General features: G+C 74.2%; 14 protein-coding genes. 8 read left to right on the forward strand and 6 right to left on the reverse strand.

Translation table 11 applies throughout. The features are described 5' to 3' along the window. Positions 1–31: 31 nt before the first annotated feature. The 3 genes from ACZ5D2_RS20985 to ACZ5D2_RS20995 form a co-directional block, all read right to left on the reverse strand. Positions 32–505: an RICIN domain-containing protein gene (locus ACZ5D2_RS20985; RefSeq protein WP_371675353.1), complete on the reverse strand. Its 474-nt coding sequence runs from the start codon at positions 503–505 to the stop codon at positions 32–34. A gap of 204 nt (positions 506–709) precedes the next feature. Next, entirely contained in the window at positions 710–2,269 is a 1,560-nt protein-coding gene (locus ACZ5D2_RS20990; RefSeq protein WP_468931023.1) for a serine/threonine-protein kinase, read from the reverse strand. Continuing rightward, positions 2,238–3,029: a serine/threonine protein kinase gene (locus ACZ5D2_RS20995; protein ID WP_371675355.1), complete on the reverse strand. Its 792-nt coding sequence runs from the start codon at positions 3,027–3,029 to the stop codon at positions 2,238–2,240. The genes ACZ5D2_RS20990 and ACZ5D2_RS20995 overlap by 32 nt, the downstream gene beginning before the upstream one ends. A 636-nt stretch (positions 3,030–3,665) precedes the next feature. Here ACZ5D2_RS20995 and ACZ5D2_RS21000 point away from each other — a divergent pair. The 3 genes from ACZ5D2_RS21000 to ACZ5D2_RS21010 all read left to right on the forward strand — a co-directional run bounded on the left by ACZ5D2_RS21000 (position 3,666) and on the right by ACZ5D2_RS21010 (position 7,720). Beyond that, positions 3,666–5,093, forward strand: a complete 1,428-nt coding sequence (locus ACZ5D2_RS21000; protein ID WP_371675356.1) for a hypothetical protein — start codon at positions 3,666–3,668, stop codon at positions 5,091–5,093. A 105-nt stretch (positions 5,094–5,198) separates the two neighbouring features. After that, positions 5,199–6,491 carry an AAA family ATPase gene (locus tag ACZ5D2_RS21005; protein ID WP_371675357.1) on the forward strand — a complete coding sequence of 431 codons (1,293 nt, stop codon included), beginning with the start codon at positions 5,199–5,201 and terminating at the stop codon, positions 6,489–6,491. Beyond that, positions 6,488–7,720 carry a vWA domain-containing protein gene (locus ACZ5D2_RS21010; protein ID WP_371675358.1) on the forward strand — a complete coding sequence of 411 codons (1,233 nt, stop codon included), beginning with the start codon at positions 6,488–6,490 and terminating at the stop codon, positions 7,718–7,720. The genes ACZ5D2_RS21005 and ACZ5D2_RS21010 overlap by 4 nt, the downstream gene beginning before the upstream one ends. A gap of 39 nt (positions 7,721–7,759) precedes the next feature. On the opposite strand, the gene ACZ5D2_RS21015 is transcribed toward ACZ5D2_RS21010, so the two are convergent. Continuing rightward, a complete protein-coding gene (locus tag ACZ5D2_RS21015; RefSeq protein ID WP_371675359.1) occupies positions 7,760–8,176 on the reverse strand; it encodes a Fur family transcriptional regulator in 417 nt (138 codons plus the stop codon). A gap of 378 nt (positions 8,177–8,554) precedes the next feature. Here ACZ5D2_RS21015 and katG point away from each other — a divergent pair, with 378 nt between their 5' ends. After that, positions 8,555–10,786, forward strand: coding sequence for a catalase/peroxidase HPI (gene katG, locus ACZ5D2_RS21020; RefSeq protein WP_371675360.1), 2,232 nt, complete (start codon positions 8,555–8,557; stop codon positions 10,784–10,786). A gap of 66 nt (positions 10,787–10,852) precedes the next feature. Here the strand turns inward: katG and ACZ5D2_RS21025 are convergent, their stop codons facing one another. Then, positions 10,853–11,386 (reverse strand): DM13 domain-containing protein, encoded by a 534-nt coding sequence (locus ACZ5D2_RS21025; RefSeq protein ID WP_371675361.1) that lies wholly within the window; start codon positions 11,384–11,386, stop codon positions 10,853–10,855. 76 nt (positions 11,387–11,462) lie between these two features. On the opposite strand from ACZ5D2_RS21025, the gene ACZ5D2_RS21030 reads away from it, so the two are divergent. Both ACZ5D2_RS21030 and ACZ5D2_RS21035 read left to right on the forward strand, forming a co-directional pair. Further along, positions 11,463–11,681, forward strand: a complete 219-nt coding sequence (locus tag ACZ5D2_RS21030) for a hypothetical protein (protein WP_371675362.1) — start codon at positions 11,463–11,465, stop codon at positions 11,679–11,681. 130 nt (positions 11,682–11,811) lie between these two features. Then, on the forward strand, positions 11,812–12,249 hold the full coding sequence (locus tag ACZ5D2_RS21035; RefSeq protein WP_371675363.1) for a DUF7144 family membrane protein: 438 nt from the start codon (positions 11,812–11,814) through the stop codon (positions 12,247–12,249). Here the strand turns inward: ACZ5D2_RS21035 and ACZ5D2_RS21040 are convergent. Further along, complete coding sequence (locus ACZ5D2_RS21040) at positions 12,197–12,964, reverse strand: serine/threonine-protein kinase (RefSeq protein ID WP_371675364.1); 768 nt, start codon at positions 12,962–12,964, stop codon at positions 12,197–12,199. The two genes, ACZ5D2_RS21035 and ACZ5D2_RS21040, sit on opposite strands and share 53 nt — an antisense overlap. A gap of 186 nt (positions 12,965–13,150) precedes the next feature. Here ACZ5D2_RS21040 and ACZ5D2_RS21045 point away from each other — a divergent pair, with 186 nt between their 5' ends. Then, entirely contained in the window at positions 13,151–15,085 is a 1,935-nt protein-coding gene (locus tag ACZ5D2_RS21045; RefSeq protein WP_468931033.1) for a bifunctional metallophosphatase/5'-nucleotidase, read from the forward strand. Positions 15,086–15,142: 57 nt separating this feature from the next. Then, on the forward strand, positions 15,143–17,559 hold a 2,417-nt coding region (locus ACZ5D2_RS21050; protein ID WP_468931036.1), incomplete at its 3' end, for a type I polyketide synthase.

Genomic DNA, 17,559 nt, shown 5'->3' on the forward strand with positions numbered 1-17,559 from the left:
TGTGCTCCTTCGTGAGGGGATGTCAGGGGGGTCAGAACCAGCTCTGGTAGGGGGTGTCGTTGCACGCCCACGTCCGGAAGCCCAGGGAGCTGTCGTCGATGCACCGGCCGGTGGCCTGGTTCTGCAGGCGGATGCTGCCGTCGCCCCAGACCTTCACCCACCAGCTCTGCTCCGGACTGGAGTTGCAGCTGCCGACGGTGCGGAACCCGTTGTCGGTGTCCTCGACGCAGCGGCCCGTGTTGACGTTGCGCAGCTGCCGGGATCCGTCGCCCCAGACGTGCACGGTCCACATCTGCGGGTTGCTGCCGTTGCAGCTCCAGGTGCGGAACCCGTTGGAGGTGTCGTCCATGCAGCGGCCGGTCGCCTGGTTGCGGAAGCTCTGGACAGCGTCGGCCGGGCGGGCGGGGGCCGCCGAGGCGGCGGGCGCCGCGGCCAGGGCGGTGAGGGAGGCGAGGGCGGTGAGGGCAAGGGCCTTGCCGGGCAGGGGGGTTCGTGTGACGCGCATCGGTGCAGTTCACTTCCATCCGTGAGGGGACCCGCGCCCGCTGCCGACGGGCGTGGGCTCGGTCCGCGGACCGGCAGACGGCAAGCTAGCGGCGGGGCGCGGGGCGGGGGCATCCGCAACGTTCCGGAGTGACGGCGGGGAGCGCGGGCCACAGACTCGGGGCAGCCGCCACCCGCGCGGAGGGCTCCTCGGTGCGGGAACCCGTCAGCCGGCGGGGGTGGGGCCGGGGCATTCGGGGACGGCGGGGCGGTCCTTGGTGCGCACGGCCGGCAGCCAGGCGGTGGGGCGGGCCGCGTCCCCGGGCAGGCGGACGCGGAACCACTCGACGGACACGGCGTCCGATTCGTCGATGATGGGCATCCCCCGGGGGAGCAGGCACTCCACGGCGAGGACCTGCCCGTCCCACACCCGGGTGGCCACGACGTTGTCGGGGGTGTAGGCCTTCAGCGGGTCGATCGCCAGGCCGAGGCTGCACCGCGGGTTCCGGTCCGTCCGGTTCCGGCATCCCTGCTCGGCGTTGAACACCCGCAGGCTGCCGGTGACTTCGGCCCGGGCGGCCGCGGGTGACGCGTCGCGGGCCTGGTGGGGCCAGAGTGCGACGGCCGCCCCGCACACGGCGGCGCCGGCCAGGAGGGCGGCGCGGGCCCGGCGGTGGAGCCGGCGTGCGGGCGGGGGTGGGGAGGCCGGGTCCGTGACGGCCGGTCCCTCTGCCCGCCGGTCGGCGGCGATGCGGCGGAGCAGGGACTCGGCGGTGTGCGCGGCGCGGGCCTCGCGGGTGGGCGCCAGGCAGTCGGCGGCCAGCTCGCGCCAGAACGGCGGTACCGCGTGGTCGGTGCGCAGCGCGGCGCGGCCCTCGGCGTACTCCTGGGCCGCCGCGGCGCGCGCCATCGAGGTGGCGCCCGGGAAGGGCGGGGCGCCGCCCGCGAACACCTCGTGGATCACGATGCCGAGCGCCCAGACGTCGGCGCTGGGCCGGACCTGGACGCCGTGTTCGCCGAGCGGTGCCCGTCGGCGCTCGGGCGGGAGGTAGTCCAGGGTGCCCATCGGGGGCGCGTACCCGTGGGTGCCGTGGGTGCCGGTCAGTTCGGTGGCGAGGCCGAAGTCGGCGAGCTTGACCGAGCCGTCCGGCATCAGCAGGACGTTGTCCGGCTTGAGGTCCCCGTGGACCCAGCCGCTGCGGTGCAGGTGGGCCAGTCCCTCGCAGATCCCGGTGATCAGGCGGGCCCCTTCGGCCACGGTCACCGGGGTGGCGAGCCGGTCGCGCAGGCTGCGTTCGGCCCGCTCCATGACCAGCACGATCGCGCCGTCCAGGTACGGGTGGCCGGGTTCGCTCAGCACGAAGGAGTCGAGCAGGCGGATCAGCCGGGGGTGTCCGGCCCTGCGGGCGAGCTCGACCTCGCGCCGGGCGGATTCGGCGATCGCGCGTGCCTGGCGGGGTGCGAGGCCGCCGGTCGGCAGGACCTTCAGGGCGACCTCCCCGGGCGGGCCTCCGTCCGCCGCGCCCGCGGTGTCGGGGGTGGCGGCCGTGCCGGGCGGGGCCGTCGTTGCGGGCGGGGCCGTCGTTTTCGCGGGAGGGGCCGTCGTTGCGGGAACCGCCGCCATGCGCGCGGTGCCGGGTGTGGCGTCGGCCGCCCGCCGGCCCGCATGGACCGTTGCCCAGCCGCCGGCTCCGATCGGGCCGGTGACCTCCCACGCTCCGACGCGGTGGCCGCGCGGCAGCGCTTCGCCGCGGTCACTTCCCGAGGCGTCGGCCGGGCGCTGCACCCTCTCCTCCTCCGGCCCGGGGCGGCAGCAGCGCGAGGTGCTCCTCCCGCACCAGCCCGAACCGCAGCGCGAGTCCGACGAGCGACTCCCGCTTGCCGTTGCGCCGGGGGCCCCTGCCGGGGCCGGTCTCGGCGGGGGCGCTGATCCGCGTCTTCTCGTCGGCGAGGTAGTCGATGTGCGAGGTGACCGCGCGGGCCGTCAGCTGCGCGCAGCCCGGCAGTCCCGCGAGCCGCTCGACGATCTCGGGGGTGGTGGGCACCGCGACCGGGGACTCGTCACGCAGCCGCGGTTCGCAGAGCGCGACCAGGACGAGGAAGTAGATGGCCGTCTCGTCGAGGGAGTACGCCGTGACCGTGGGGCTCCCCCAGGAGCCGCCCGTACCGGCCGGGTCCAGGTAGACGTGGTCGGGCGCGAACACCTGGAAGGAGACCGTGGCCTCCCCGCGGGTGGGCAGCACGACCCGCGAGAACTCGAAGGGGATCGGTGCCCCGGCCCGTCGCGGCGGCACCCGCAGGTACTCCCCGGCCCCCTCCGGGTTCTCCACCAGGTAGCTCTGGGTCGTGCTGTGGTTGCTGAGCTGCCAGTGGTCGTCCGTCACCCGGATCTCCCCGGCCAGCCGGGAGATCGCCGCGTCGACGAGGCGGAGTTCGACGGGGGTGGTCTCGGAACCCCGCCCGAAGCGCGCCGATTCCCCCGGCCCCAGCCGCAGGGTCACCGCGTCACCGCTCCCCCGCGGCAGGTGGATCAGTACCCCGCTCACTGCCCCCTCCTTGCTCCGTGTCACCGGTCGTCACGCGGCGAAGGGTACACAGGCCGGACGGGGGCTCCCGGGGGCGCTTTGGCTGCTTTCGTAGCCCCGCGCGCCGTCCCGCGCGGCCCGGCCGACCGCGTCCCCGGTGCCCCGCGCGGGCCCGCCGCCGCCCCCGGCGCCGCCCGGCGGGGCCGGGCCGGGGGCCGGTCCCGGCCGGGTCGGGTCGGGGACCGGCCGTCGGCGGCGGGCGGCGCCCCGGCCCGGCGCGGCGCGTCATCGCTGGTCAGGGGCCGGATCGGGGCCGCCCGCCGGTCCGCCTCGGACGCCGGGTCCCGCGCCGGCGGGCCGGGGCGTAGACGGGAAGGGGGCTCGGACCCGTCGGGTGCGCCGTCCCCCTCCCCCGGCCACCGGGCGGGCCGGGCGGCGACCCGGCGCAGGCCCCGGGGTCGGCCGGAACGAGCCCGGGACTGGCGGTTTTCCGGCGGGAACCGCGTCAACGCCCTTGACGTCGAGGCCGGTTCCGGCCCTGCGCGGCCGCCCCTCCGCCAACTTCTGGCCGGAAGACCCGCCTAGCGCTATGATCACCGCGATGACCACCGAAACCCTTCACAGATCGGGGGTCCCGTCCACGCAAGGTGAGCGCTGATGCTCACTCACGACGTGTACGGGGATTCCCGCCTTTCCCTCTGGCTGCGCGTGCGCGAGTTCGCCGTGCCGGCCACCATGATCGAGACCGCCACCACCCGCCGCCGTGCGGGCGACTGGGCGGGCGCCTGCGCCGCCGCGGGCATCGATGTCGACCTGGACCTGCGCCGACTGGCGCGCACCCACGGCCGTGACCTGGCGGCGCGGATCCGTGCGGACCTGCGCCATCTGGCTCCCGACCTGTTGCGCTGGCACCTGCCGCGGGTCGCTCCCGACGGGCTGCTGCGTCCCGGGCTGACCCTCACGCTGGCCCGGTACGAGGGCGCGGGGTACGACGGTTCGTGCCCGGTGCACCTCGTGGTGCGGACGCCTCCCGCCTGGGCGGACGGGGGCCAGCGGTTCAGCCTCGCGCTGTACGACCGCTCCCGCCCCGAACCCGGTGAACCACGCCATCCCCACCCGCGCCCCGACCGGCGGTTCCGCCTCGACCTGCACCGCCACCTCTGGGACGCGCGCCGCAGCGACGAGCTGCGGATCCGCGCCGGAGCGGGCGCGCCGCCGGCCGGTGGTGGTGCCGTCGCGCGTCCGGAGCCGCCGGTAACGGTCCCGGACGGGCACCGCTTCGCCGTCGGCCGGTGGGCGGCCGAGGCCGGGATCCTGCTCCGCGCCGAGGGGCGCGCCGCCGGAGCCGTCACCGTACGGCTCGGCATGCGTCGGCACCTGCTCCTCGACCTGGCTGCGGACGGGGACGGCTCCGGGCCGCCCGCGCTCCGGATCACGACCGTGTCCGGGGACGCCGCCGCCTCCGTGACCGGGGACCGCGACGCGCGCGTCCTGCCCGTCCTGCCCGACGCGGCGACCCGGGTGCCGCCCGACCTGGAACTGCTGCGTGCCGGACTGATCGAGGCCGGCCGGCTCCACCCCCTGGTCGCGTCCGCCCTGGAGCCCGGGTACACGCCGGCCGGCCCTCGGCGGGACCCGTACCCGCCCGGCGGGCCCCGGCTCGTCGAGTGCCGGGGCGCCCGGCACCGGATCGGCCCGGTCGGCGGGGTGCTGACCGCGCTGGACCACGGTCCGGACGAGATCCGGCGCGAGGAACTGCTGGTGGCGCTGGGCGGGACCGCGCTGCCCTGCCTGCGCGCCATCGACGAGGCGCACCGCCGTCCCGACTGCCTCACCGGCGTCCGCGAGCGCCTCGACCACGGGGACACCGCCGGCGCGCTGGCCGTCGTGGAGGGGCTCCTGGGCCCCGACGCGGTGCTGCGGGGCGGCGCCCTGCGGGACGAGCTCCGGGCGGCGGCGCAACGGCGCCTCACGTACGGACTGTTCCGGGCGGGCCTGGCCGGGCCCGGGCCCGGCCGCGTCCTCGACGGGCGGAGCCGTCCGCGCGGCCACCGCCCACGACCCCGTCTCGCGACGGCCCGCTGACCCCTCCGGCCGGGGTCCGCCGTACCGGCCCTCCCCGCCGCACCCCTGCTTCCGCATGCCCGCCCGCCTGCCCGCCCGTCTCCCGCGAACCCACAGGTGATCGATATGTCCGTACTGTCCTCGCACGCCCCCTCCCCCGTCCCCGTCCGCACCGCCCCCGCGGAGACCGGCCCGGCCGCCCCGCCCGCCCGGCTCGACGTCGCCGGTGACCTGCTGGCCCTCCTGCGCGAAACCACCACCGAACCCCGTCCCGACGTGCAACTGGAGGCGCTGACGCTGGCCGTGGCCGCCGACCTGCCCGTGCTGCTGTGGGGCGAGCCGGGGATCGGGAAGACCGCCGCCCTGACCCAGCTCGCCACGGCCCTGGACCTGCCGCTGACCACGGTGATCGCCAGCGTGCACGAGCCGTCCGACTTCTCGGGACTGCCCGTCATCGGCGACGACCCCGCCGTCCAGGGCGTGCCGATGGCACCCCCGGACTGGGCCGTGCGCCTGGTGCGGGCCGGCCGGGGGCTGCTGTTCCTGGACGAACTGTCCACCGCGCCGCCCGCCGTCCAGGCAGCCCTGCTGCGCCTGGTGCTGGAGCGGAGGATCGGCGCGCTGCAACTGCCGCCCGGGGTACGGATCGTGGCCGCCGCCAACCCGAGGGGCTCGGCGGCCGACGGCTGGGAGCTGAGCCCGCCCCTGGCCAACCGGTTCGTCCACCTCCAGTGGACCCACGACCACGAGGTCGTCGTACGCGGTCTCGGCGGGACCTGGCCGCGCGCGACCCTGCCGACGCTGGACCCCGTACTCCTGCCGGAGGCCGTGGCCTTCGCCCGCCGCGCGGTGTGCGGACTGCTCACGGCCCGGCCCAAGCTGGTCCACCTGCTGCCCAGCGGCGAGGCGCGCCGGGGCGGCCCCTGGCCGTCGCCCCGGAGCTGGGACATGGCCCTGTGCCTCACCGCCTTCGCGACGGCCGCCGGTTCCTCCCGGGAGGTGCTCTCCCTGCTGGTCCGGGGCACCGTGGGAGACGGCCCGGGTCTGGAACTGCTGGCCTGGCTGGACCGCATGGACCTCCCGGACCCGGAGACGCTGCTCGCGGACCCGGCCGGCGCCGCGCTTCCGGAACGGGGGGACCTGCGGCAGACCGTGCTCGACGCGGTGGTGGCCGCCGTCCGGGCGCGCCCCGAGCGGTCCCGCTGGGACGCGGCGTGGACGCTGCTGGTGCGGGCGCTGGAGACGGGGGCCCCGGACCTGGTGGTGGTGCCGGCGACGACCCTCGCCTCGCTGCGTCAGGAGGACTGGGACGTGCCACCGGCGATCGAGCGGCTCGCCGGGGTGGTGACGCTGTCCCGGCGCGCCGACCGGGCAGCGGCCCGGGTCGCGGGCCGGGCCGACGCGGAGGCCGGCGCGTGACCGGGGGACCCAGCGGGACGCTGGACCTCGACAAGCTGTTCGCGGCCCGGCTGTACGCCGTACGGGCCCGGCCCTACCTGGCGACGGCCCTGTTCGCCCTGCACGTCGTGGAGTCGCCGCGGGTGCCGACGATGGCCGTGGACCGGCACTGGCGGTGCTACGCCTCGCCCGGGTTCGTGGAGCGCACCCCGGTGGAGGAGCTCGCCGCGGTGTGGGTCCACGAGGTGTCGCACCTGCTGCGCGATCACCACGGGCGCGGTGACCGGCTCGCGCGGGAGCACGGGCTGACCGGGCCCGGGGACCGGCTGAGGATGAACATCGCCGCGGACTGCGAGATCAACGACGACGCCTTCGGTGACGGGCTGGTGGCACCCGAAGGGGCCGTCACGCCGGGGAGCCTGGGGCTGTCCCCCGGGGAGCTGATGGAGGACTACCTCCGCCGGTTCAGCCTCGGAGCGGGCACCCTGCACCTGACCTGGCTGGACTGCGGCAGCGGGGCCGACGGACTGGACCGCGAGTGGGACCTGGGCCCGGACGGCGCGCACGGGCTCAGCGAGCAGGAAACGGACGCGGTCCGCTTCCGGGTGGCCCAGGGCATCGCCGGCCGCCCGGGCAGGGCCTCGCGGGGCTGGCGCCGGTGGGCCGACGAGGCGTTCCACCCGCCGCAGCCGTGGCGGGAGTTGCTGGGGGCGGCGCTGCGTTCGGCCGTCTCGGGTTCCGGCGCGGGCGAGGACTACACGTACGGGCGGCCGTCGCGGCGTTCCGCCGGGGTGCCGGGCGCGGTCCTGCCGAGTCTGCGGCGCAGGCCGCCCCGGGTCTGCGTGATCATCGACACCTCCGCCTCGGTGAGCGACGCCGAACTGGGCAGCGCGCTCCTCGAAGTCACCGCGATCTCCCGGGCCGTGGGCGGCCGCCGCGACCTCGTCACCGTGGTGGCGTGCGACGCGGCGGCCCGGGTGGCGGACCCGCTGTGCCATGCCGAGGGGTTCGCGCTGGTGGGCGGCGGGGGCACCGATCTGCGCGCGGGTTTCGCCCGCGCGCTGCGCACGGCCCCCCGGCCGGACGTGATCGTGGTCCTGACCGACGGGCAGACCCCGTGGCCGGCGGACCGGCCCGGGTGCCGGACGGTGGTGGGCCTCTTCCCCCGGGGGGCTTCGTGGCGGGAGGACGATCCCGACTACGTTCCGGACGCGCCGCCCGCGTGGGCCCGGGTGGTGGAGATCGGCTAGCGCCCCGGCCCATGCGGGGTCGAGCGGCGGAGGAGGGTTTCAGCCGCGGGCGCAGGCGGGGCACAGCCCCCGGTAGGTGACCTGCGCGCCGGACACGGTGAAGCCGAACCGTTCGTCCGCCGGCAGCTGGGCCAGCGGGTCGCCGGTGGGGTGGACGTCGCGGATGAGTCCGCAGCCGGAGCAGACGAGGTGCTCGTGCGGCCGGTGGGCGTTGGGGTCGTAGCGCTTGGCCCGGCCGTCGGTGGAGACCTCGACGACCTCCCCGAGGGAGACCAGCTCGCCCAGGGCGTTGTAGACGGTCGCCCGGGAGATCTCGGGCAGCCGCTCCACCGCACGGGCGTGCACCTCGTCGGCCGTGAGGTGCACGTGGTCGCCGTCGAGGACCTCCGCGACCACCCGTCGCTGGGACGTCAGGCGCCAGCCGCGCTCTCTCAGGCGTTCCAGCAGGTCACTCATGTCGGCTCACCCGTTCGGGTCGGCCGGATGTCCGGAACGTGGCGACGGTCGTCCGGGATCCGGGAGGACAGGGTCTTGGTGTACTTCTTGACTTGGATTCCGTCCATCGTAGGATCGGATTCGTAGATAGCCAAGGGACAGGAAGACTCCAGAGCGGCAGGAGATCGGATCCGTGACGGACCACCGCCGAGGAGCCGTACGGCGTCGGCCCGCAGGTGCGGGCCGCCCGTTCCCCCGCGCTCGACCGTCCGCGCCGTGGCCCCCGTGACGTCATGGCGGCCGACGGGCACGAGCCGGTTACCGGGGCCCCGCGCCCCGGACCCTTCACCCGCATGCAGTTTTCGAGCGTTGTGATCGACCAGGTCCGGAAGGATTCCCATGTCTGAGAACCACGATGCAATCGTCACAGAGGCGAAGTCGGAGGGCCCGGGCGGCTGCCCGGTCGCCCACGACCGCGCTCCGCACCCGACGCAGGGCGGAGGCAACCGCCAGTGGTGGCCCGAGCGGCTCAATCTGAAGATCCTCGCCAAGAACCCCGCCGTGGCGAACCCCCTCGGTGAGGAGTTCGACTACGCGGAGGCCTTCAAGGCCCTCGATCTGCCCACCGTCAAGCGGGACATCGCCGAGGTGCTCACGACCTCGCAGGACTGGTGGCCGGCGGACTTCGGCCACTACGGCCCGTTCATGATCCGCATGGCCTGGCACAGCGCGGGCACCTACCGGATCAGCGACGGCCGCGGCGGCGCCGGGGCCGGCCAGCAGCGCTTCGCGCCCCTGAACAGCTGGCCGGACAACGGGAACCTCGACAAGGCCCGCCGCCTGCTGTGGCCGGTCAAGAAGAAGTACGGCCAGAGCCTGTCCTGGGCCGACCTGATGATCCTGACCGGCAACGTCGCCCTGGAGCAGATGGGCTTCGAGACCTTCGGCTTCGGCGGCGGCCGCGCCGACGTCTGGGAGCCGGACGAGGACGTGTACTGGGGCCCCGAGACCACGTGGCTCGACGACGAGCGCTACACCGGTGACCGCGAGCTGGAGAACCCCCTCGGCGCGGTCCAGATGGGCCTCATCTACGTCAACCCGGAAGGCCCCAACGGCAACCCGGACCCGCTCGCCGCGGCCCGCGACATCCGTGAGACCTTCCGCCGGATGGCGATGAACGACGAGGAGACGGTCGCCCTGATCGCGGGCGGTCACACCTTCGGCAAGACCCACGGCGCGGGTCCGGCGGAGAGCGTCGGCGAGGACCCCGAGGCCGCCCCGATGGCGCAGCAGGGCCTGGGCTGGAAGAACGCGTACGGCACCGGCAAGGGCGCCGACGCGATCACCAGCGGCCTGGAGGGCATCTGGACGAACACCCCGACCACCTGGGACAACAGCTTCTTCGACATCCTGTTCGGCTACGAGTGGGAGCTCTTCAAGAGCCCGGCCGGCGCGAACCAGTGGCGGCCGAAGGACGGCGCCGGGGCCGGTACCGTCCCGGACGCCCACGACCCGTCGAAGAGCCACGCCCCGACGATGCTGACGACGGACCTCTCGCTGCGGATCGACCCGGCGTACGAGCAGATCTCCCGGCGCTTCCACGAGAACCCGGCGGAGTTCGCCGACGCCTTCGCCCGCGCCTGGTTCAAGCTGACCCACCGCGACATGGGCCCGGTCGTGCGCTACCTCGGCGCCGAGGTCCCCTCCGAGACGCTGCTGTGGCAGGACCCGCTGCCGGCGGTGACGCACGAGCTCGTCGACGCGTCGGACATCGCCGCGCTCAAGCAGCAGGTCCTCGCCTCGGACCTGACGGTGTCGCAGCTCGTTTCGGCCGCGTGGGCCTCGGCGTCCTCGTTCCGCGGCAGCGACAAGCGCGGCGGCGCCAACGGCGGACGGGTACGCCTGCAGCCGCAGGTCGGCTGGGAGGTCAACGAGCCCGACCAGCTGGCCGCGGTGCTGCGCGTCCTGGAGGGCATCCAGAGCTCCTTCAACTCCGCCCAGGGCGGCGGCAAGCGGATCTCGCTCGCCGACCTGATCGTGCTCGCCGGCGCCGCCGCCGTGGAGCAGGGCGCCAAGGACGCCGGCTTCGACGTGGTGGTCCCCTTCACCCCGGGCCGCGCGGACGCCACGCAGGAGCAGACCGACGTGGAGTCGTTCGCCGCGCTGGAGCCGGTGGCCGACGGGTTCCGCAACTACCTCGGCAAGGGCAACCGCCTGCCGGCCGAGTACCTGCTGATCGACCGGGCGAACCTGCTGAACCTGAGCGCGCCGGAGCTGACGGTCCTCGTCGGCGGCCTGCGCGTGCTGGGTGCGAACCACCAGCAGACCGCGCACGGGGTGTTCACCACCACCCCGGGGTCCCTGACCAACGACTTCTTCGTCAACCTGCTCGACCTGGGCACGACGTGGACGGCGACGTCGGGCGACCAGAACACCTTCGAGGGCCGCGACGCCTCCACGGGTGCGGTCAAGTGGACCGGCACCCGCGCCGACCTGGTCTTCGGGTCGAACTCGGAGCTGCGGGCCGTCGCCGAGGTGTACGCGAGCGACGACGCGAAGGAGAAGTTCGTCAAGGACTTCGTCTCCGCCTGGGACAAGGTCATGAACCTGGACCGGTTCGACCTGGTCTGAGTCCGAGGTCCGGGCCGGCCCGCCGCGGCCGGCCCGGGCACGGGCCCGGACCCCTCACCGCCGTGGTCACACGGCGGTGAGGGGGGCCGCGCCGAAGGAGACGTCGAAGCGGTCGCACCAGATGGTGACGCTGGTGTACTCGGCGGGGTTCACGCCGGCGGGGATCGCGTAGTTCTGATCGCCCTTGTTCCCCTTGAGCCCGCCCAGGCTCAGGTGCTTCCCGTCGTCGAACACGCGCCAGCCCGCGACGCCCTCCTTCACCGGCGCGTCCGTGATCCAGACCCGCAGGTCGGGGCCGCTGCTCGTGTCCAGGCCCTCCAGGCGCAGGGTGTGGCTGCCGTCGGGGAGACGGATGATCCTGGCCGTGCCCGTGGTGGTGTGCTCGTGGCTGATCAGCGTGCCCCGGGCGACCGTACGGGGTTCCGCGGGAGCGGACCGCGAGGAGGCCGGGGCGGGCCCGGCGACCGGAAGGGCATCGCGGACGGTGTCGTCCTGCCACAGCCTCCACGGCTGGAACCAGTAGAGGCCGGCCCCCAGCACCGCCGTCACCGCGATCAGTACCGCGACGACCGCTCCCCGGCGCCGATTCTTCGTGGCCACCGCACTCCGCCTTCCCTCGCTGTTCCGTCTCCCGCCATTGAACGGCGCCGGCATCCCCGGGGACAGGGGCGCCGCGATGACGGAAGTCTTACGGAGGCCGGCGGGGATCCCGGCGGTCTTCCCGATCGTGCGCCTGCCCCGCCGCAACGGGGACGACCACCAGGGGGACGGCCTCATCGGCCACCCCGGCGCGTACGCGGGTGCCATCACCGTCCCGCCCCGGCTCCTCGGCTTCGGCATCACCCGCGCGGTGCGCCCCGTACGCGGCACACGGGCCCGCCGGAACCGGGCCTGACCCGCCCCCGCCGCAGGGCGGCCCCGCGGAATTCACCCGAACGGCCGCGCTCCGGTGTCCCCCTCCCGGGCGCCGCCGAACGATGGGACTGCCTGCCGGAAGCGGCGTCCCTCGGTCCAAGGAGCATTCAGTGTCCCAACAGAGCACCACCCCCAGGTCTCCCCAGCCCCACAGCGCCAGCGGCGCGTGGGCCGCGGGCGGCACGATGTTCGCCGCCGTGCTGCTGCTGGTGGACGGCGTCCTCGGCGTGATCAAGGGCATCTCCGGAATCGCGCAGGACGAGGTCTACACGCGGCTGGGTTCCTACGTGTTCAAGTTCAACGTCCAAGCGTGGGGCTGGATCCACCTGCTGCTCGGCATCGTCCTGCTCATCGTCGGCGCCGGTCTCCTCAAGGGCGCGGGCTGGGCACGGGTCATGGGTGTGGCGCTGGCCTCCATCAACGTGATCTTCGACTTCATGTGGCTGCCCTACACGCCACTGTGGGCGCTCGTCTCGATCGCCGTCTCCCTCTTCGTCATCTGGGCCCTGTGCACGGACAGCGGCCGCACCAGCACCCGTACCGCCTGACAGTGCCCCGCCGTGCCGCCGATACGGGCCCCGCTCGCCGGGGCCCGTATCCGTGCGCCCCCGGAACACCACCCAGTGGCCGCGGGCTGCCGGCCGCCGCGCGGGACCTGTCCGCCGGAGACGGGGAGCTGCGGGCCGCGGTCGACGCCGTGGAACCGGAACGGTACTGAGGCGCTCGCCCGAGGAGCGGCTCGGCCCCGTCTCGCTCCCGGTCGCGGCGCTCGTCATCACGCCGCTGCAGACCGGGAGCGGTGCGCACGATGTTGTACAGGGTCTGGGGCATGGAAGGCCCCGTGAACGGGGACGCTCCCGTGCATGCCATGACCAGCACCGTCCCGAGGGAGAAGATGTCACTGGCCGGGTCCAGCGGGGCTCCCTGGGCCTGCTCGGGCGACATGAACCCGGGCGAGCCGACCAGCCGGCCCGCGGTGGTCAGTTCGCTGCCGTCCTCGCCGTCGGCCGCCCGCGCGATCCCGAAGCCGATCACGCGGGGCCCGTCATCGGCGAGGAGCGCGTTCGACGGCTTCAGGTCCCGGTGCACCAGGCCGGCCCGGTGGATGTCCCCGAGGGCCGTGGCCAGTCCCGCGGTCATCCGCAGCACCGGTTCCTCGGGCAGCGCGCCGATGGCCGCCACGCTTGCTGGAGTGATGGTCGGGTACCCGCCGACCGTTACCGGGTCGGCCTCCTCCAACCGCTCCATCCTGTCCCCCAACATCAGACGAGCCGTCAGGAGAGGGTCTCCGCTTGCCGGTCGGGCCGGGCAGGACGCCGTGGCGGGGACCCGGAGTTCGTCCCGGGTTCGCCTACCGGGCGCATAGCGCACACCGGTTGGTCTCGCGGGCCGGGGAGACCGGTGCACGAACCCTTCCAGCAGCTCTCGTACGTCGTTGAGGGAGTGTCCATGAACGGACTGGGCCGGCGCGTCTTCCTGACCGCGGCGGGGGCCGTCGGCGTGCGCGCCGTCACGGGTACCGCCGCCGCGGCCACCCGGGCGGCGCTCGACACCGTCAGCGGAGCCGGGTACGTGGACGTGCAACTGCTGAACATCACCGATCTGCACGGCTACTTGAGTGCCCCGCCCGCCCGGGATTCCGTGATCACCGGAGCGGGCGGGCAGACGTACACGGTGGGCGGGGTCGCGTACATGGCCACCCATCTGCGGCGGCTGCGGGCCGGACGCGCCAACTCCTTCTTCTTCGCGCCGGGCGACCTCTTCTCGGGCTGGGAGTTCCCCGCGTTCGCCCTGTCCGACGAGCCGACCATCGAGGCGCTCAACCTGATGGGGCTCGACTTCGCGACGGCCGGGAACCACGAGTTCGACCGCACTCCCGGATTCCTCGTCCGGCACATGGAGCAAGGCCTGCCCCACGAGGGCGAGGGGCGCACGAACACGTTCCCGGACTCGCGCGGCAGGCGCTTCCACGGCGCCGACTTCCGCTACTACAGCGCCAATGCCGTCGCGGGACCGGGCGGGGCGACCGTGCTCCCGCCGTACCACGTCGAGTGGGTGAGCGCCCCTGGCGGACGGCGGTTGCCCCTCGGCTTCATCCACCTCACCGCCCTGGGCACGGAGCGGTTCTCCAACTCCTTCCAGCCGGGCCTGGCCACGCTCGACGAGGTGTCCGCCGCGAACCGCTGCGCCGCCGAGCTCAAGGCCCGCGGGGTCAACGCCATCGTGCTCAGCATGCACGACGGCGCGGTGGCCGGATCCGCGTTCGACTCGGGCAGCGACCCGAGCGGGCCGGCGTACGACCTGGCGCTGCGCGTGTCCGCGGACATCGACGCGATCGTGACGGGGCACTGGCACTGCGCCTTCACGATGATGCTTCCCGATCCCTCCGGGCGGCTGCGGCCGTTCGTCGAGGCGGGCTGCCACGGCCAGATCGTCAACGAGATCACCCTGCGCCTCGATCCCGTGACCGGTGCCGTCGCCCGGGAGCTGACCACGTCGACCAACCACCCCAACACCCGTGACGTCGAGCCCGATCCGGAGATGCGCAAGGTGGTCGACTACTGGCAGGGGTACGCCACCCGGTACGCGGGCACGACGATCGGCCGACAGCGGGCCTCGTTCCGCCGCGCCCTGTCACCGGCCGGGGAGAGCACGATGGGCAACCTGGTGGCCGACTGGGCGCTGTGGGCCTCGGCTCAGCCGGCGGACTCCTTCGACACCAGCCCGCATCCCGAAGGGGACGCCGCGGACCTGGCGTTGATCGCGCTGGCCCCGCGGACCGGCCGGAGCCTCATCAACACGGACCTGCTCCTCGGGTCCGCCACGGAGGATCCCGTCACCTTCGAGCGGGCCTGGCGGGCGGTCGGGTACGGCAGTCCCCTGGTCACGGCGTCGGTCACCGGACGGCAGCTCCACGACGCCCTGGAACAGCAGTGGGCGCAGGACGCGCAGGGCCGGCTGACGTACGCGCCGCTCGCGGTCTCCGCCAACGTACGGTACTCCTTCGACGCCTCGGGGCCGGCCGGTGACCGGGTGGCGCCCGCCGACGTGCTCATCGGGGGCTCCGCGCTGCGCCTGGACGGCACGTACCGGGTGGTGACGTCCTCGTACACGCTGACCGGGCAGGACGGGTACCCGGCGCTCGGCGGGTTCCGGGATCCGGCCCGGCACCGGCGGGACACGGACAGCTTCGTCGCGTACGTCGCCGCCCTCGGCACCCTGCGGGCGGTGCCGACCGGCCGGGTCTCGGCGAAGGGCGGCGCGCTGGCGGCCGGCCGGCCGGGCCGGCTGGTCCCGCTCGGGGAACCGCTGCCGTCGGTGCCGCCTCCCGTGGCGGCCGCCGAGGCCGCAGCGGGCTCCACCGGGGGCCGTCCGGTCTGCTGAGCGCTTCGTAAGGCACGGGTTAGGGGCACGTTATATGCCGTTCCGAGGATGAACGGCATGGAACCCATCGTGAGTCAGACTGACCCCGCCGCCTCCGGCACCGCCGTTGTCCGGGACGTTCCGATCGCCGTGGTCGGACTCTCCTGCCGCCTGCCCGAGGCATCCCACCCCGAGGCGTTCTGGGACAACCTCCGGGCCGGTGTCGACGCGGTCGGCGAGACTCCGAAGGACCGCTGGGACGCCGAAGCCTGGTACGACGCCGATCCGGACGCACCGGGCAAGGCGGTGACGCGCCGTGGCGCCTACCTCGATCAGGTGGACCGGTTCGACGCCGCCTTCTTCGGCGTCTCCCCGCGCGAGGCCGCGGCCATGGACCCGCAGCAGCGGCTGGTGCTGGAGCTGAGCTGGGAGGCCCTGGAGGACGCCAGGCTGCTCCCGTCGGCGGTGCGCGACACGCGCACGGGGGTCTTCATCGGTGCCATCGCGGACGACTACGGGAACCTGCTGCGGCGCGGCGGGGCCGAGTCCATCGGGCGGCACACCCTCACGGGGCTCCAGCGCGGCATCATCGCGAACCGCGTGTCCTACACGCTGGGTCTGCACGGCCCGAGCGTCACGGTGGACACGGTCCAGTCCTCTTCGCTGGTCGCCGTGCACATGGCCTGCGAGAGCCTGCGCCGCGGCGAGTCCACCCTCGCCCTCGCGGGTGGCGTGAGCCTCAACCTCGCGCCGGAGAGCACGGTGAGCGCCGCCAAGTTCGGCGGTCTGTCGCCGGACGGCCGCTGCTACACCTTCGACGCGCGCGCCAACGGCTACGTCAGGGGCGAGGGCGGCGGTCTGGTCGTCCTCAAACCCCTGGACCGGGCGCTGCGCGACGGTGACCAGGTGTACTGCGTGATCCGCGGTGGCGCCGTCAACAACGACGGCGCGACGGACGGGCTGACGGTGCCCAGCGCGAGCGCCCAGGAGGAGGTGCTGCGGCTGGCGCGCCTCAACGCCGGGGTGTCGGCGGAGGACCTGCAGTACGTGGAGCTGCACGGCACCGGAACACCGGTCGGCGATCCCGTCGAGGCGGCGGCGCTCGGTGCGGCGCTGGGCGTGGAGCGCGCCGCGGACTTCCCGCTCCCGGTGGGCTCGGCCAAGACGAACGTCGGCCATCTGGAGGGCGCTGCCGGCATCGTGGGCCTGCTCAAGGTCGCGCTGAGCATCAGCCACCGGATGCTGCCGCCGAGCCTCAACCACGTCTCCCCCCACCCGCGGATCCCGCTGGCCGACCTGAACCTGGCGGTGCAGACGGAGCTCGCGCCCTGGCCGCGCCCGGACCGTCCGCTGATCGCGGGTGTGTCCTCCTTCGGCATGGGCGGGACGAACTGCCACCTCATCGTGGCGGAGGCTCCCGCTGCGGCGACGGCTGCGGAGCCCGTGACGACCGTGGAGCCCGGGGAGTCCGTGGAGTCCGGGGAGCCGGTGTCGCGCGGGGACGGCCCGTTGCCGTGGGTGGTGTCGGCGAAGGGTGAGGCAGCCCTACGCGACCAGGCCCGCCGCCTCCACGAACACCTCTGCGCACACCCCGAGGCCACCCCCGCCGAAACCGGCCGCTCCCTGGCCCTGACCCGGACCCGCTTCCCGCACCGGGCGGGCATCATCGGCAGCGACCGCGAGGAACTCCTCGCAGGCCTCGACGCCCTCGCCCACGGCGAAACCCACCCCGGCCTCACCCTCGGACACACCACCGACCACGACGGCCGGCTCGCCTTCATGTTCACCGGGCAGGGCAGCCAACGCCCCCGGATGGGCCACGAGCTCTACACCACCTACCCCGTCTACGCCCGGACCTTCGACACCATCTGCGAGGGAATGGACCCCCACCTCCCCCGCCCGCTGCGCGAGGCCGTATTCGAGGACACCGAGCTCCTCCGGCAGACCCAGTACGCCCAACCCGCCCTCTTCGCCCTCCAGATCTCCCTCTACCGCCTCATCGAATCCTGGGGAATCACCCCCGACCACCTCACCGGACACTCCATCGGCGAAATAGCCGCCGCCCACATCGCAGGCGTCCTCACCCTCCCCGACGCCACCACCCTCATCACCACCCGCGCCCGCCTCATGCAACACCTCCCCACCGGCGGCACCATGACCGCCATCCAGGCCGGGGAAGCAGAGGTGGCACCCCTCCTCGCCCCACACACCGGGCAGGTGTCCATCGCCGCCGTCAACGGACCCCGCTCGACCGTCATCTCAGGCGAAGACGAAGCCGTCACCGCCATCACAGCCCAGCTGCCCGCCGGCACCAAGACGACCCGTCTCAACGTCTCGCACGCGTTCCACTCCCCCCTCATGGAACCCATGCTCGAAGCATTCCGTGAGACCGCACGCTCCCTCACCTACCACCCGCCCACCATCCCCATCGTCTCCACCCTCACCGGCACCCTCCTCACCACCGAAGAAATCACCGACCCCGAACACTGGATCAA

Source organism: Streptomyces sp. NPDC031479 (assembly GCF_055581065.1).